Source organism: Anaerococcus sp. mt242, assembly GCF_016798225.1.
Classification (GTDB): Bacteria; Bacillota; Clostridia; order Tissierellales; family Peptoniphilaceae; genus Anaerococcus.
On sequence record NZ_JAEUYX010000002.1, the window covers coordinates 139265 to 156098 of the forward strand.

16 protein-coding genes are annotated in these 16834 nt (G+C 30.6%); 4 read left to right on the forward strand and 12 right to left on the reverse strand.

The genetic code is table 11. The annotated features are described in order from the left end of the window. Positions 1 to 26 precede the first annotated feature (26 nt). From clpB to JNO63_RS01855, 3 genes are all read right to left on the reverse strand, one after another. Complete coding sequence (gene clpB, locus JNO63_RS01845) at positions 27 to 2612, reverse strand: ATP-dependent chaperone ClpB (RefSeq protein WP_203126644.1); 2586 nt, start codon at positions 2610 to 2612, stop codon at positions 27 to 29. A gap of 3 nt (positions 2613 to 2615) precedes the next feature. Further along, positions 2616 to 3533, reverse strand: a complete 918-nt coding sequence (locus tag JNO63_RS01850) for a DnaJ domain-containing protein (RefSeq protein WP_203126646.1) — start codon at positions 3531 to 3533, stop codon at positions 2616 to 2618. Positions 3534 to 3704: 171 nt separating this feature from the next. After that, a complete protein-coding gene (locus JNO63_RS01855) occupies positions 3705 to 4223 on the reverse strand; it encodes an adenine phosphoribosyltransferase (RefSeq protein ID WP_203126648.1) in 519 nt (172 codons plus the stop codon). 77 nt (positions 4224 to 4300) lie between these two features. Here JNO63_RS01855 and JNO63_RS01860 point away from each other — a divergent pair, with 77 nt between their 5' ends. The 4 genes from JNO63_RS01860 (at position 4301) to JNO63_RS01875 (ending at position 7942) form a co-directional block, all read left to right on the forward strand. Then, positions 4301 to 5629: an aminotransferase class V-fold PLP-dependent enzyme gene (locus tag JNO63_RS01860; RefSeq protein WP_203126649.1), complete on the forward strand. Its 1329-nt coding sequence runs from the start codon at positions 4301 to 4303 to the stop codon at positions 5627 to 5629. Positions 5630 to 5693: 64 nt separating this feature from the next. Beyond that, positions 5694 to 5843, forward strand: coding sequence for a six-cysteine ranthipeptide SCIFF (gene scfA, locus JNO63_RS01865; protein ID WP_203126650.1), 150 nt, complete (start codon positions 5694 to 5696; stop codon positions 5841 to 5843). A 79-nt stretch (positions 5844 to 5922) separates the two neighbouring features. Beyond that, positions 5923 to 7308: a thioether cross-link-forming SCIFF peptide maturase gene (scfB, locus tag JNO63_RS01870; protein ID WP_203126653.1), complete on the forward strand. Its 1386-nt coding sequence runs from the start codon at positions 5923 to 5925 to the stop codon at positions 7306 to 7308. A 100-nt stretch (positions 7309 to 7408) separates the two neighbouring features. Continuing rightward, positions 7409 to 7942: a hypothetical protein gene (locus JNO63_RS01875; protein WP_203126662.1), complete on the forward strand. Its 534-nt coding sequence runs from the start codon at positions 7409 to 7411 to the stop codon at positions 7940 to 7942. Here the strand turns inward: JNO63_RS01875 and JNO63_RS01880 are convergent. The 9 genes from JNO63_RS01880 to rpmE are packed head-to-tail and all read right to left on the reverse strand — an operon-like array spanning position 7939 to position 16768. After that, positions 7939 to 8565: a phosphoribosyltransferase family protein gene (locus JNO63_RS01880; RefSeq protein WP_203126664.1), complete on the reverse strand. Its 627-nt coding sequence runs from the start codon at positions 8563 to 8565 to the stop codon at positions 7939 to 7941. The genes JNO63_RS01875 and JNO63_RS01880 overlap by 4 nt on opposite strands. Beyond that, positions 8558 to 10714 (reverse strand): SF1B family DNA helicase RecD2, encoded by a 2157-nt coding sequence (recD2, locus tag JNO63_RS01885; RefSeq protein ID WP_203126666.1) that lies wholly within the window; start codon positions 10712 to 10714, stop codon positions 8558 to 8560. The genes JNO63_RS01880 and recD2 overlap by 8 nt, the downstream gene beginning before the upstream one ends. A 4-nt stretch (positions 10715 to 10718) precedes the next feature. After that, complete coding sequence (murA, locus tag JNO63_RS01890; protein WP_203126668.1) at positions 10719 to 11993, reverse strand: UDP-N-acetylglucosamine 1-carboxyvinyltransferase; 1275 nt, start codon at positions 11991 to 11993, stop codon at positions 10719 to 10721. A gap of 11 nt (positions 11994 to 12004) precedes the next feature. Beyond that, entirely contained in the window at positions 12005 to 12637 is a 633-nt protein-coding gene (upp, locus tag JNO63_RS01895) for a uracil phosphoribosyltransferase (RefSeq protein ID WP_203126670.1), read from the reverse strand. Positions 12638 to 12645: 8 nt separating this feature from the next. Continuing rightward, positions 12646 to 13683, reverse strand: a complete 1038-nt coding sequence (locus JNO63_RS01900; RefSeq protein ID WP_203126673.1) for an L-threonylcarbamoyladenylate synthase — start codon at positions 13681 to 13683, stop codon at positions 12646 to 12648. Further along, positions 13664 to 14659, reverse strand: coding sequence for a cation diffusion facilitator family transporter (locus JNO63_RS01905; protein WP_203126675.1), 996 nt, complete (start codon positions 14657 to 14659; stop codon positions 13664 to 13666). Before JNO63_RS01905 ends, JNO63_RS01900 begins: the two co-directional genes overlap by 20 nt. A 1-nt stretch (position 14660) precedes the next feature. Next, positions 14661 to 15731 carry a peptide chain release factor 1 gene (gene prfA, locus JNO63_RS01910; RefSeq protein WP_203126677.1) on the reverse strand — a complete coding sequence of 357 codons (1071 nt, stop codon included), beginning with the start codon at positions 15729 to 15731 and terminating at the stop codon, positions 14661 to 14663. 2 nt (positions 15732 to 15733) lie between these two features. After that, the gene (gene prmC / locus JNO63_RS01915; protein ID WP_203126679.1) at positions 15734 to 16528 is read right to left on the reverse strand and encodes a peptide chain release factor N(5)-glutamine methyltransferase; all 795 of its coding nucleotides are present in this window, start codon (positions 16526 to 16528) and stop codon (positions 15734 to 15736) included. Positions 16529 to 16564: 36 nt separating this feature from the next. Further along, on the reverse strand, positions 16565 to 16768 hold the full coding sequence (gene rpmE, locus JNO63_RS01920) for a 50S ribosomal protein L31 (RefSeq protein ID WP_203126681.1): 204 nt from the start codon (positions 16766 to 16768) through the stop codon (positions 16565 to 16567). Positions 16769 to 16834: the final 66 nt, after the last annotated feature.

The window sequence follows — 16834 nt, forward strand, 5'->3', positions numbered from 1 at the left end:
AAACATCTCTTTTGGTTGAAATTTATTTATTTTTTTATAAATGTTAATTCTTTATTTTCATCAACATCTAAAACAGCTGTATTTTTTGCTCCTATTTTTCCTTCTATGATTAATCGACCGAGCTTAGTTTCTACATTTGTTTGTAAATATCTTTTTACCGGTCTTGCACCATATTCTACATCATAAGAATGATCTAGGATATATTCTTTGGCAGCTGGTGTAATTTCTAGGTCAATATTTAAATCTTTAAGTCTTTTTCTAATTTCATTTATTTGTAGGTCAATGATATTATAAACTTGGTCACTTGTTAGTGGGCTAAACATAACTATATCATCAATCCTGTTTAAGAATTCTGGCTTAAATGATGCCCTTAATGAATTTTCTACTAGACTTTTATTTTCATCATCAATTGTTCCATCATCTTTTAGACCATCGATTAGATATTGACTACCAATATTTGATGTCATGATTATGATTGTATTTTTAAAATCTACTGTCCTACCCATGCTATCTGTGAGTCTACCATCATCTAAAACTTGTAATAATATATTAAATACATCTGGATGGGCTTTTTCGATTTCATCAAATAATATTACTGAATAAGGCATACGACGTACTGCTTCTGTTAACTGGCCACCTTCTTCATATCCTACATAACCTGGTGCAGCACCAATTAATCTAGATACAGAATATTTTTCCATGTATTCTGACATGTCTATTCTTATCATGTGATTTTCATCATCAAACATAGCTTCTGACAATGCTTTTGCTAGTTCTGTTTTACCTACTCCTGTTGGTCCTAGGAAAATAAATGAACCAATTGGTTTTGAAACATCCTTTAGGCCAGATCTTGCTCTGATAATAGCATCTGAAACTGCAGTAATAGCTTGGTCTTGGCCAATTACTCTTTCGTGCAATTTTTCAGGAAGAGTTAGTATTTTACTTCTTTCACTTTCTACAAGCTTATTTACAGGGATACCTGTCCAGTTGCTAACTACATCTGCTACATCCTCATCTGTGACTTGTTCTTTTATAGCATCTTCATTATCTTTTTGTGAAAGTTCACTTGCTTTTTCAAGTTTTTCTTCTAAAGCTGGCAATGCTCCATAACGAAGTTCAGAAAGTCTTTCGAAGTCGTAGTTTCTCTCCGCTTGCTCAATTTCATTATTTACTTTATCAATTTCTTCTTTGATATTTTTTACATCATCGATTGATGACTTTTGTTCTTTCCATTTTAAGAAGTCTTCATCATATTTTTCAGATAAGTCTGCTAACTCTTTTTCAAGTATGGTTAATCTTTCTTTAGATGATTCATCTTCTTCTTTTTTAAGAGCTGTTATTTCAATTTGCAATTGTAATAATTTTCTTTTTTGTTCATCAAGATATGTTGGCATAGTGTCTATTTCTGTACGAACTGTTGCACATGCTTCATCCATAAGATCTATAGCCTTATCAGGTAAAAACCTATCTGTAATATATCTATCAGATAATTCTGCAGCCGCAATTACTGCGCTATCTTGGATGCGGATACCATGAAAGATCTCGTATTTATCTTTGATACCTCTTAAAATACTTATAGTATCTTCAACTGTAGGTTCGTTTACCATTACCTTTTGGAAACGTCTTTCAAGCGCTCCATCTTTTTCGATATATTCTCTATATTCATTTAAAGTTGTTGCACCTATAACTTTTATTTCTCCACGTGCTAGCATTGGTTTCATAATATTTGACGCATCCATCGCACCTTCAGTCTTACCAGCTCCTACTAAGGTATGAATTTCGTCTATAAACATTATTATTTGACCATTTGAATTTTGAACTTCTTCCAATACTGCTTTAAGTCTTTCTTCAAATTGACCACGGTATTTTGCACCTGCTACTAATGCACCCATATCTAGTGAGAAAATTGTTCTACCTTGCAATGGTTCTGGCACGTCGTTATTTACAATTCTTTGTGCTAGCCCTTCTACAATAGCAGTCTTACCAACACCAGGATTACCAATTAATACTGGGTTATTTTTTTTACGTCTTGATAAAATTCTAAGTGCATTTCTAATCTCACTATCGCGGCCAATAACAGGATCTATTTTTCCCTCTCTGGCTTCTTGGGTAAGATCTCTACCAAATTTTTCTAGCGGATTGTTTGTTTCTTCTGGATTTTCTGTCGTCACTTTTTGACCTTTCCTGACCTTATCGATAGAATTTTTAAATTCTCTATAGTTTAGGCCATATCTTTTATTTATATCACTAACTTGTGTTTTTTCATTTAAAAGTGAAAGGAAAATATGTTCCATAGATACAAAACTATCTCCCATATTTTCTGCTTCATCTTCACTTTTTAGTAATATTCTTGAAAGAGTTTGTGTTGGATAAATGTCAGATCCACCACTTGCTTGTGGCAATCTATCCATCATATTTCTTATTTCATTTCTATAAGCTTCAAAATCTACTTTCATAGTCTTAACGATTTGAGAAACTATGGAATCAGAGTTTTCTATTAAAGCATAATTTAAATGTATTTCATTTACTTCCGGATTACTATTTTTAATTGCATAGCTATTGGCATTATTTATAGCTTCTAGTGATTTTTGTGTAAATTTGTTATAGTCCATAATTTATCCCTCCATTTCATTTAATTTTTCATATAAGTCTATCATTTCATCATTAAATTCTGTTGGGTTATCAATGATAATTTCTAGGATTAAATCACCCTTATTATTTTTTCTATCTTTATATCCATAACCTTTAAGTCTTATCTTTTGACCAGAATTTACTTTTTCAGGTATGGTTACCATCAAGCTACCATCTGGAGTATTTACTTTTCTTTTTGTACCAAAATAAGCTTGCCATGGATATATTTTTTCTCTTTGGATAATATCTATTCCATCAAGCCTTCTATCTTCTTCATCTTTGATGATTATTTTAGCTAAAATATAAGCGTTTATACCATATTTTGAGCCATCTACTTTTATTTTATTATTATTTTTTATACCTGCTGGTATGTTAATTTCTACATTTTTAATTTCATTATCGTATTTAACTGCAACAGATTTATTAGCTCCTTTTTGAGCCTCATCTATGCTTAGTAAAATTCTTGTGTCAATAGTTGATTTCTTTTTTGCATTAGTCGTACTTGATGCCCTACGTGATCCAGCTCTTTGGTAAGTACTTCTACCAAAGCCACCAAATAGTCCATCAAAAAAATCAGAAAAACCACTATCTGAACCTGTAGTATAGGAGTAAGACCCACCACCGAAGTTTCCAAAATCAAATCCAAAATCGCTAGGATCAAAGTTTTGACCACCTGAGAAATTTGCACTATTACCAAACTTATCATATTTTTTACGTTTTTTTGGATCTGATAAAACCTCATAGGCTTCGTTTATTTCACTAAATTTTTCTGCTGCATCTTTATCATCTGGATGAAGGTCTGGGTGATACTTTTTGGCAAGTTTTCTATAAGCTTTTTTTATGTCAGTGTCACTTGCTTTTTTATCAACCCCTAATACTTCATAATAATCTCTATATTTCATATTGCCTCCATCGTTTTAATTATTAAATATTTTATTATTTATTTGACCATCTCTGACCTTAATTAAACTATACTATCACTATCTATAAGTGCAAGTAGGTTTATACAAAAGTTAACTATATTAAATATAGACTTAGGATATATAAAAATAGAGCCTTAAAAAAGGCTCATATTAATGGTCATATTTTACTAATGAAATAACATTGTAGTCCTTTAAAACTTCTCTGCCATTTAAATCCTCAAGCTCAATTAGGAACTCAAATGCAGTAACTTCTGCACCTAAAGTTTCGACAAGCTTTGCAGCTGCTTTTGCAGACCCACCAGTAGCTATAAGATCATCAATAATAATAACCTTATCACCTTTTCCAATCGCATCCTTATGCATTTCTAATTCGTTATTTCCATACTCAAGGTCATAAGATATCTTTTCAATCTCACCTGGTAATTTGCCTGGTTTTCTTACAGGTACAAATCCTTTATCAAGTCTATCAGCTAAAGGTGCTCCAAATATAAATCCACGAGATTCAATTCCTAAAATATAATCAAATTCTAATCCTTCTAGGCCTTCTTCTAACAAGTCTAAAGAATACTTAAAAGCTTCTTTATCTTTTAATAATGTTGTAATGTCCTTAAAAGATACTCCCTCAATTGGATATCCTTCAATAACTCTAATTGTTGATTTTAAATCCATTCTATCCTCCAAATAGATTATACCATAATTTTCTAGTTAATTATAAATACTATTGTAAAGTATCATTAGGAGTAATTATGTTAAATGAAAAATTAGATAAATATTTAAAAAATGACTACTATCCTTTTCATATGCCAGGGGCAAAAAGAACTGATATTTTGAGAAATGATTTACCATATCAAAGAGACTTTACAGAAATAGATGGATTTGATAACCTAAATGATCCAAAAGATATATTATTGGAATTAGAAAATAGAATTGCAGATATATATAAGGTAAAAAAAGCTATTATTTCAACAAATGGTTCTACATGTGGGATTCTATCTGTTATTAGAGCTCTAACTTATGAAAATAAAGATATTTTAATAGAACGTACATCTCACAAAGCTGTTTATAACGCAATCGAGCTTAATAATTTAGAGTCTTCATACATAGATGTTATCCTAAGCGAAAATAATGCAGTAATAGATATTGGTTTTGATGATTTTAAAAATAAACTTGCTAGTAAAAAATTTGCTGCAGTTGTTGTAACTTCCCCATCATACGAGGGATATAATTTGGATTTGGAAAAAATATATAATGAGTGCCAAAAAGCAAATGTACCCTTAGTTGTAGACCTAGCCCACGGATCACATTTAATTTTAAATAAAGATTGGTCGGATAAATTTGATATTGCTATTACATCTTTTCATAAAAATTTATCAGGACTTACACCAGCAGCATGTGTATTAATAAATAATGAAAAATACATCCCTGAAATCAAAAGAAATATGGCGATATTTCAAAGTTCATCCCCCTCATATATTATTATGCAATCAATAGATGAGATGGTTGAAAAATTTGATGAGTTTTACAGAATGTTTGAAATCTTAGAAAAAAATTTAGATGATATTTATAATTTGCAACTAAGAAATCTAGATATAATAGATGTTCCAAATAAAGATAGGTCTAAAATATTAATATCAACAGCCCATTCAAATATAAATGGAAATGACTTGCAGAAATTATTAAGAAATGAAAAAATAGAAATTGAAATGTCTTACCCTGCATATGCTCTACTCATTTCAACAATATTTGATAAAAAATATGCTTTTGAAAGATTAAAAAAAGCTTTGATTAAGATTGATAATAAAATTGATTTTGGAAATAACATTAAAAATTTCTCATATAATATCCCAAAAATTGAATTTAATATTAGCGATGCGCTTTTAAAAAATAAAAGTAATGTTAATATTTTAAAATCACTAGGAAAAATTTCAGGTCAATTTGTTTATGCCTATCCTCCAGGAATACCACTAATAGTGCCTGGAGAAATAATAGATAGTCATTTGATTAAAAATATTCAGGATATGCAAAAAAATGGTATAGAATTAAATATTGATAAGGAAATATCAATAATTGATTGACTTTTTTTCTTAAAACTGTTATTATAAAATCGTATTATAAATACGTACATAAAGGAGAATACATATGCAAAGAATTGTAACACTTAATACAAGAAATCTCCATAAATCAAAAAAGAATGGTGGATGTGGTGAATGCCAAACATCTTGCCAATCAGCTTGCAAAACTAGCTGTGGAGTAGCTAACCAAGAGTGCGTTAGCAAAAAAGAAAAATAAGGGCCAGGCCCTTATTTTTTTTCTTTATTATTTCCTATCAATTTAGTATAATACTATTATCACATTTTAAGGAGAATATATGATACACCAATATAAGGCCAAGGGCTTTAATATAGTTTTAGATACATATAGTGGCGCTGTCCACGCTGTTGATGATGTTACTTATGAAATTATCTCATTGTATGAAGGTCATTCTAAGGAAGAAATAAAAAATATCTTATCTACATACAATCTTTCAGATGACCAATTTGAAGAAGCCTACAATGAGGTTCAAGAATTAGAAAACGAAGGTATGTTATTTACAACAGACAACTTTTCTGATTTAGCTATTGATGTTACAAAAAGACCTACAAATGTAAAAGCTATTTGCTTAAACGTAGCTCATACTTGTAACCTATCATGTGAGTATTGTTTTGCTAAGGGCGGTAAATATCACGGACCTGATGCAATAATGACAAAGGAAACTGCAAAAGAAGCAATTGACTTTTTAATTGCGAATTCTGGCAAACATTACAACCTTGATGTAGACTTTTTTGGTGGAGAGCCACTAATGAATTGGGATGTTGTAACTGAAACAGTTGCCTATGCAAGAAGTCTTGAAGAAAAACACAACAAACACTTTAACTTCACTCTTACAACAAACGGTATGCTTTTAGATGATGATAAAATTGATTATCTAAATGAAAATATGAAAAATGTTGTTCTTTCTTTAGATGGTAGAAAAGAAACCCATGATGAATTTAGAAAAACTATTGGTGGTAAAGGTTCTTTTGAAACAGTTGTTCCAAAATTCCAAAACTTTGTCAAAAAGCGCGGTGACAAAGAATACTATATGCGTGGAACTTATACAGCAAATAACCTAGATTTTACTAATGATGTAAAGACTTATTTAGATCTTGGGTTTAAAAGGACATCTCTTGAGCCAGTTGTGGGTAACTCTGAATCTGACTACGCACTTAAAGATGAAGATCTCCCAATTTTATACGATCAATACGAAAAACTAGCTGACATGATGATGGAAGCTATTGATAACAATGATGAATTTATATTTTACCATTACATGATTGACTTAGAAAATGGACCTTGTGCCCATAAAAGATTATCAGGATGTGGATCGGGAACAGAATATATGGCTGTAACCCCTACTGGTACACTTTATCCATGCCACCAATTTGTTGGAAATGATGACTTTGTAATAGGAAATCTTGATGAAGGTATAGTAAGAAATGATCTAGTAGAACAATTTAAAACTTGTAACTGCTACTCAAAAGAAGAATGTAAAACTTGTTGGGCAAATATGTATTGCTCTGGTGGTTGCGCTGCAAATAACTACAATGCCAATGGTGACATAAATAAAACACATGAATATTCGTGCAATCTATTTAGAAAAAGAATCGAAATGGCGATAGCTATTAAAATATACGAATATATGAAAGAGTCTCAGTCAAGTGAAGTTCTAGCATAAATTTTTTATATATATAAGTATAAATACCTAATAATATATGTGAATAAAAGATATATTATTGGGTATTTTTATAATATAAGAAACAATGGAGGATAATATTATGACTGATGAAAAAAGAACTTTTGAATCTGGAAATAATGACAATCTTAATACTGAAAATGTAAAAAAAGAATTTGATAAAGCAGGCGAAAATCTTAAAGAAGATTTTGACCACACAGCGAAAAATATAAAAGATGATTACGATACTACAAAAACACATTTAAAAAATGACTTTAACAAAGCTGAGGCTGAAGTTAAAGATGATTTTAACAAGGCAAAAACTAAAGTAGAACACGATTTTGATGAATTTAATAAAAATAATAAATTCAACGAAAATAACAAGTTCAATGCTGTTAATGATACAGAAACTGTAGATACATCTGATTATAAAAGAGTAAATACAGAAGGCACTACAACACGTGAAGATTCCAATAGAAACACAACAACTCACACTGATAGACATAGAGGGGTAAAAAATACAAATAATCGTGTAGAAGATAAACCTTTCTATTCAAATTGGTGGTTCTGGGTATTGTTACTATTAATTCTATGGGCAATCTGGTACTTCTTCTTTAGAACACCAGCTACAATCTAATTAATCCTACGTTCAGAGGTGATAGCTAAAACTATCACCTCTTTTACATTGTTTTTTTCTAAGACTTTTATAATTTCCATCGCAGTATTACCCGTAGTTATTAAATCATCTATCAATAGAACACTTTTTTCTGTTAAGTCTTTTTCAATTGAAAAAGCATCTATTAAGTTAAGCGCCCTATCTTCTTTTCCAAGATTATGTTGGGCCTGGGTATTTTTTATCTTTCTAAAATCCATAAGATACTCACAGGCTACATCATCAATAAAATGATCGGTAATCATTTTAATATGATCAAATCCCCTATTATTTAAAGTAGATTTTGAACTTGGAGAGGGCAAAATATAATCACAGTCAAAAAGATTATTAATTCTAGCATAATCGTAAACAATACTTGAAAATACCTTAGCTAAAGATGTATTTCGATTAAATTTATAGTCAGCAATTAATTTTCTCATAACTTCATTATAAAAATAAACTGCATGGCAATCATAATTTTCTATACTAAACTTATTGGCCACGTAATCCAATTTTTTAAGGCAATCCTTACATAAAAAATGAGCTACAATTTCATTTTTCTTGCAATTGTAGCATATATTTTTATCCAAAAATAGAAAATCAATCACTATCTACATTCTCCATTTCATTTATCCAATAACTTAAATTAGTATATCTTTTATTAGATGTATTATTATCTATCATCTTTTTTATGATTCTCTTTTCACCTACCAAAACAACTAATTTTTTTGCACGAGTTACTCCAGTATATAGTAGATTACGTGTCAATAACATAGGTGCAACTTGCATCATTGGTATAATTACACAATCAAACTCAGATCCTTGTGACTTATGAATAGTTATGGCATACGATAAATCTAAATCTTTTATATCTTCTTTTTTATAATGTACAAGTGAACCATCATAAAATTCAACTTCTAAACTCTCTTCTTGCTTATCTATTTTGTTTATAAAACCAATATCACCATTATAAACGCCATCAGTATTAGTTAGGGAATTTTCTGTAGCTAGGTCATAATTGTTTCGAATTTGCATAACCTTATCATTCAATTTAAAAATCCTATCATTAATCTTAATTTCATTTTTAGACGGATTTAATACTGACTGAATATTCTCATTAATACTTGTAGAACCCCAAGGAGTTTTTTTACTAGGACATAATATTTGAATATCTTTTATCTTATCAAAACCATAAAATTTTGGTAATCTTTGATTTACTAAGTTTGAAAGAATATTTGTAAAATTATTCCTATCCGCTTCTATAAAAAAGAAATCTTTACCTGACTCATTTACAATTGGGTATTCCCCGTTATTAATCTTGTGAGCATTTACAATAATGTTTGATTCTAGACCTTGTCTAAATATTTTTTTAAGACGAATCGTTTTTATACCTGTATTTATGATATCAGATAAAATATTGCCTGGTCCTACTGATGGTAACTGATTACTATCTCCAACCAAAATTAGAGCAGTAGTAGGTGCTATTGCACTTAATAGTGACTTCATAAGATAAATATCTACCATACTCACTTCATCTACAATTATATAGTCTTTATCAATTGGATTTTCTTCATTGTACTCAGCTATATTTTCATCAGGTTTTATTCCAAGTAGTCTATGTATAGTATATGCTTCATCTCCTGTTGATTCTTGTATTCTTTTAGCGGCCCTACCAGTTGGGGCTAGCATTGCATATGTTAAATTATTTTTTGTTAGAATTTTTTTAATAGCGTTAATAATTGTTGTTTTACCAGTTCCAGGTCCCCCTGTTATTACCATCAACATATTTTTGAAAGCTTCATTTATCGCTATTTGTTGTTCATCTGAAAAAACACTTAAATCTTCATTAATTTCTACATCAAAAGTATATTCACTTTCTTTTTTCTGCTTTAATGCTACAGCTATATATTTCTCAGCCTTATATAAAGTATTTTTGTAAACAAATTCTTCATTATTTATTAAAACAATATATAATTTACCCGCTAAAGAGTCGTTTTTTATTTGTTCAACCACATACTCTTCGTCTATCATTAAAAGTTTGGAGACTTTTTTGACAACATAATCCATTTTTAATGATGTGTGACCATTAAATTCTGACTCATAATTTAGGGTATGGATTATACCAGCTGATATTCTAAAAGCAGAATTTGATACAATTTGCATATTTCTTGCCATATTATCAGCCATAGCAAATCCTATACCACTTATATCATCGACCAGCTTATAAGGATTTGTTTTTATAATTTCAATAGCATCCTCACCATAAAATTTATATATCTTCATGGCAAGATTATATGAAATATTAAGGCTTTGTAAATACAGCATGGTATTTCTAGAATCTCTTGTTTCTTCTGCTGTCAGTTTGATATCATCTATTTTTTTCTTTCCAATCCCAGTAATCACCGCTAATTTATCAGGTTCATTGTATACGATATCAATAGCATCTTCACCAAACTCATTATAAATCTGAATTGCTGTTTTTTTACCAATTCCTTTAATATTAGCATTTGCTAAGTAGCTAACTATAGCATCTCTGCCTGATGGCTTTAGAAGTTTTATTGAAGAAACGTTAATTTGTTCACCATATTTATCATGATAAACAAATTCACCATTAACTTCAACATTATCCCCTTCATCAAAAAAAGGCATAGTCCCAACACAAGTTATATCAGAATCAGATGTTTCAACCACAATAATATTGTAGCCATTATCTTCATTTCTATAAATTATGTTAGTAACTATACCTTCTATTTTCATTTTATTATATTTCTACTCTCTTAATATCTGCCCCCAGATTAGTAAATTTTTCTACTAAATCACTATATCCACGGTCGATATGGTAAATATCTGATACTCTAGTTTCACCTTCTGCTGTTAAAGCCGCAATTACTAGTGCAGCTCCCGCTCTTAAATCTGTTGCTCGTACATCAGCACCATGTAGTTTATCAACACCAGCAATTGTTGCTCTATTACCACTAGTTGCTATAGCTGCTCCCATTTTGTTTAGTTGTTCAACATGCATGAATCGATTTTCAAATACTGTTTCTTGGATTTTGCTTTCTCCATCACAAGTTGTCATTAAAGCCATAAACTGAGCTTGAACATCAGTTGGGAATCCAGGATATGGAAGTGTTTGAATATTTGTAGGTTTAAGTCTCTTATCAACTTTTACCTTTATAATATCTTCATCATCTATTTCTTCTACATCTGCACCCATTTCGATTAATTTTGCTATAACTGGTCTTATGTGAGATCCGATAACATTATTTATGGTTACATTACCTTTTGTCATAGCGGCTGCAATCATATAGCTTGCTGCTTCTATTCTATCTGGAATAATTGTGTGACGTGTACCAGTAAGTTTTTCTACACCTTCAATTGTAATTGTAGATGTACCGGCTCCTTTTATTTTAGCACCCATTTTTGATAAGAATGAAGCTAGATCTACAATTTCTGGTTCTTTTGCAGCATTCTCAATAATAGTTTCACCTTCTGCAAGAGTTGCCGCCATCATAATATTTTGTGTTGCGCCTACTGAAGGGAAATCTAAATAAACTTCATTTCCTAGCAGTTTACCATCAGTTCTAATTGAAATTTCATCATCATTTACTATATTTGTTGCTCCTAGTGCTTCAAATCCTTTTAAGTGTAAATCTATAGGTCTAGCACCTATGTTACACCCACCTGGTGCTTTTGTATGTGCTTCTTTAAATCTTGATAAAAGGGGCCCCATAACAACAAATGAAGCACGCATTTTATCCATAAGTTCAAATGGAGTTTCGCAAGAGTTTAATTCTGAAGAATCTATTTTTACGGTTCCTTCTCCAAGATACTCAACTTTTGATCCAAGGTGCTTTAAAACCTCTATCATAATCTCAACGTCTTTTAGTCCTGGTACACCATCTAAGATTATTTCCTCAGTTCCTAGTACACAAGCTGCAAGTATTGGCAATGCCGAATTTTTTGCTCCTGATATAGTCACTTCACCTTCTAGAGGCCCGCCACCATTAATTACTAAAACTTCTTTTTTATTCATTTATAATTCCTTTATTTTGTACCAAAAAGTCTATCGCCTGCGTCACCTAGGCCTGGTACAATATAGCTATTTTCATTTAATCCATCATCTAATTGTGCAATAAATATATCTACATCTGGATGTTCTTCTTGTAATTTCTTAACACCTTCTGGAGCTGCTATTATGCTTAGTAATTTAATATCTTTGCAACCTTTTTCTTTTAGTCTACCAATGGCATCACAAGCTGATCCACCTGTTGCAAGCATTGGGTCAACTACCATGATGTCTCTTTTTTCAACATCATTTGGTAATTTCGAGTAATACTCAACAGGTTGTAAAGTTTCTTCATCACGATACATACCAATATGACCAATTTTCGCAGCTGGGAGTACTTCAAGAACTCCATCTACCATTCCAAGACCTGCCCTTAAAATAGGAACTATGCCTAGTTTTTTTCCAGAAATTCTATAACCTGTAGTTGTTGCAACTGGAGTTTGTAAATCAAATTCTTCCAAGGCTAAGTCTTTTGTTGCTTCATAAGCTAATATAATAGAAATTTCTTTTATAATAGATCTAAATTCTGTAGAGCCTGTATTTGTGTCCCTCAAAATTGAGATTTTATGTTTAATTACTGGATGGTCTAAAACTTTAACATTTTCTTGCATAATTCCTCCTATATATAAAATATATTGTTAGATGCGGATTTTTTCATTCTATTCATTATACTCTTACCCAAGTTATTTTCATTCACACCCTCGGCTAAGATAATATCTACACCATTATTGTCCATTTCTCTTAAGGCGGTAAATAATACATGACTCATATATGATAAATTATCACGATCCCCAAATGACATCGATTTGAAATCATCAAATAAAGAAATTGAGTCATTAAAAGTAAGTACGCCAACTTTGAGGCCTTGATTTTTAAATTTGTTAGCCTCCTCTAGCATCTTATTAGCAGCATTACTACCAATATACACTTTCATCTTTGCATTTGGTGAATAATGTCTATACTTTTGCCCAGGAGATCTTGGTGTCTTTTCATCACTAATTAATGAGTCATCAAGAGTTATTGTTGGTATAATTTTTTGTAAATCTTCAAATGTATAAAATCCTGGCCTTAAGATGACAGGATTATCTTCACTACAATCAACAACTGTAGATTCTATACCAATTTTACAAGATCCTCCATCTAGAATCATGGATATCTTTCCATTTAAATCTTGAAAAACATCCTTAGCTCTAGTAGGGGATGGTTTTCCCGATGTATTTGCACTTGGTGCAGCAATTGGTGTATTTGATATTTCGATGAATCTTGATGCAATCTTATCACTTGGCATTCTAATTGCAACTGTATCTAATCCTGCGGTTACAATGTCTGGGATTTTATTTGATTTTTTCAAAATTAAAGTTAAAGGCCCAGGCCAACATGATTCCATTAATTTTTTTGCATCTTCATTAATATCATCTACTAAATTATATAGCATAGTTTTATTAGAAATATGTAATATTAATGGATTATCAGATGGTCTTCCCTTTGCCTTAAAGATTTTCTGACAGGCATTAGAGTTTAAACCATCTGCACCTAGTCCATAAACTGTTTCTGTAGGGAAAGCTACTAGCTCTCCATCATTTATTATTTCAGATGCTTTTTTTAATATTTTATCATCTATATCTTCTTTATCTATACTAAAAGTCTTCGTAATCATTTTTTGCCTGTATTTCTATTTTTTTAATCTCATCTATTACTCTATCTGTCATTATTAATGAATATGTGGGGTCCATATGGATAGTTAAATCTAAACCTATTTCATCTTTGATTTTTCTTTGGATATCTGTAACAATCTTATGAGCTACAAATAAAGATAGATTTTCTGCTATTTCTACATCAACAGAACCATCTAGATGGCCCTTTCCATATTCGTGTATGTGTAAGCTATGATATCCAATTATAAAATCATTTTCAAGGATGATATCCCCAACACGTTTTTCAATATCTGGATCGACTCTTTGCCCTATTAAATAAGCAGCGGATTGGCCAAATAAATCAAATCCTGGTTTAAAAACAAATGCCGCTAATATTAATCCCATAATAGCATCAACTTTTATATTAAATGAGTTTTCAATAATAGCAGCTATTATAATTCCAGCTGTGGCTAAAATATCATTTCTTGCATCAGCCATAACCCCAAAATTTAAATCTGAATCTAATTTTCTATATAACTTTCTATTAAGGATATAAATGTAGACCTTGGCTAATATACTCATCACTAATACTATGATAGCTATGGGTGTAAATACAGTCTGGTCGTCATCAGCATAGTGATGTAGGGCGTTTATAAATAATCTAAATCCAACATACATAATCACAATGCTAACTAGTAAAGAAATTAAACTTTCTCCCCTACCATGTCCAAATGGATGCTCCTTATCCGCTGGTTTTTGACTTACTTTTGAACCAACTAGAGCCATTATTGATACTACACTATCAGATAGATTATTAAATCCATCATTTATAATTGCAGCTGAGTTTGTAGAAAATCCTACAATTAACTTAAAAATAACTAAAATTATGTTAATAACAATCCCGATTATAGATGATAAAGATATTAATTTTAATCTTATATAAGGTTTATTATAATTTTTATAATCATCTATAAACTTACTGGCAAAGAAGTTAAACAAGTTATTCTCCTATTTGTTCTAGTTTTCTTGTCTGGTCTTCTTCAATTAATGAGTTGATCATTTCATCAATATTTCCATTTAAGAAATCATCTAGTTGGTAAATTGTTTTGTTGATTCTGTGATCAGTTATCCTACCTTGTGGAAAATTATAAGTTCTAATTCTCTCACTTCTATCACCAGTACCTACTTGAGATTTTCTATTATCTGCAATTTCTTTATTCCTTTTAGCTTCTTCTAATTCGTAAAGACGAGCACGAAGTACCCTCATTGCTTTTTCTTTGTTTTTAATCTGACTTTTCTCATCTTGACAAGTTACAACTAGACCTGTTGGTTCATGGGTAAGTCTAACTGCAGAGTCTGTCGTATTTACTGACTGACCACCGTTACCACTTGATCTATAAACATCTACTCTAACATCGTTAGGATCTATTTGAATATCTACATCATCAACTTCAGGTAAAACTGCAACTGTTGCTGTAGAAGTATGGATTCTGCCGCCTGATTCTGTTTCTGGAACACGCTGTACTCTGTGTACACCAGATTCATATTTTAATTTAGAATACGCACCTTCGCCTTTAACCACAAAAGTAGCTTCCTTAATACCACCAACACCTTGGCTAGCAACTTCAATTTCTTCAGTTTTAAATCCAGCTTTATCGGCATACATATTGTACATTCTGTATAGATCACCAGCAAAAAGACCAGCTTCATCCCCACCAGCACCTGGACGGATTTCGACAATAACGTCTTTTGTGTCGTTAGGGTCTTTAGGGATTAGCAAAATTCTCATTTCTTCATTAAAGCTTTCAAGATTTTTCTTATTTTCACTTATTTCTTCTTTTAGCATATCAAGCATTTCGCTATCATTTGTCTCATTCATCAATTCTTGATTTTCTTCAATAGTTGATTGTGCATTTAAAATCTCTTCGTATTTTTCTACTATTGGCTTTAATGAATTGTATTCTCTTGATATTTTTGTAAATTTATCTATATCGGATAATACTTCTGGATCTGCAAGTTTTAACTCCAAATCTTTATAATTCTCTCTTATATGATCTAAATTTTCAAACATATTTATCCTTTCTTGGCAATGATTATTCTATCAAAACCATTAAAATCTTTTATATTTTCTATATTTTTAAAATCAGATTTGATCAATAAGTCATTTATAGCAACCTTTTGGTCATATCCAATTTCAAAAACTATATGTCCATCCTCGTTTAAATACTTTGGTGCTTCTTTTATTATTTGTTTATAAAAATCTAAACCATCTTCACCACCAACAAGTGCTGATTTTGGTTCAAAAAATAATTGTTTATCCAAACATTTGTAGTCCGCTTCGCTAATATATGGCGGATTGGATACTATCAAATCAAATTTAGTATTAATATTAGAAAATAAATCACTTTTCAAAAATTTTACGTTTTTTAAATTTAATTTCTCTTTATTTTCATTTGCCAAAGATAAGGCGTTATTTTCAATATCAACACCTATGATATCAGAATTTTCTAAATTTTTAGCTAATGAAAGACTAATGGCTCCACTGCCTGTACCAATATCTAGAATAGTTTCTTTTTTTATATCAGATTTTAAGATATAATCAACTAATATTTCTGTTTCAAATCTGGGTATTAAGGCTCTATTATCTACTATTAAGTCTAAACCATAAAATTCCCATCGACCAAGGGCGTATTGGAGCGGTTCACCATCATTTATTTTATTTTCAATCTCCACTATTTTGTTCGAAACTTCATTATTTAATTCCAAATCAGGATTTAAATAAATAAATGACTTTGATTTATCTATAAGATAGCTTAAAGCAATTATAAGTTCATCGTTTTTTTTATCTAAAATTTCTCTTATTTTCATTATTTACACAAAAATAAGGTTAGTTGCCTAACCTTATTATTTTCTACCGTATCTTTTGTTAAATTTCTCAACGTTACCACCACGTTCAGCATTTCTTTGTTTTCCTGAGTAGAATGGATGACAGTTGTTGCATACTTCTACTTTGATTTCTTCTTCAGTAGATCCTACTGTAAATTCATTTCCACAAGAAATACATGTTACTTTTGCTTCATGGTATTCTGGTTGGATTTCTTTATTCATTTTAACACCTCTATTTCTTGATTCAATAAGCATATAAAATTATACCACGAAATATACTTTAAATCA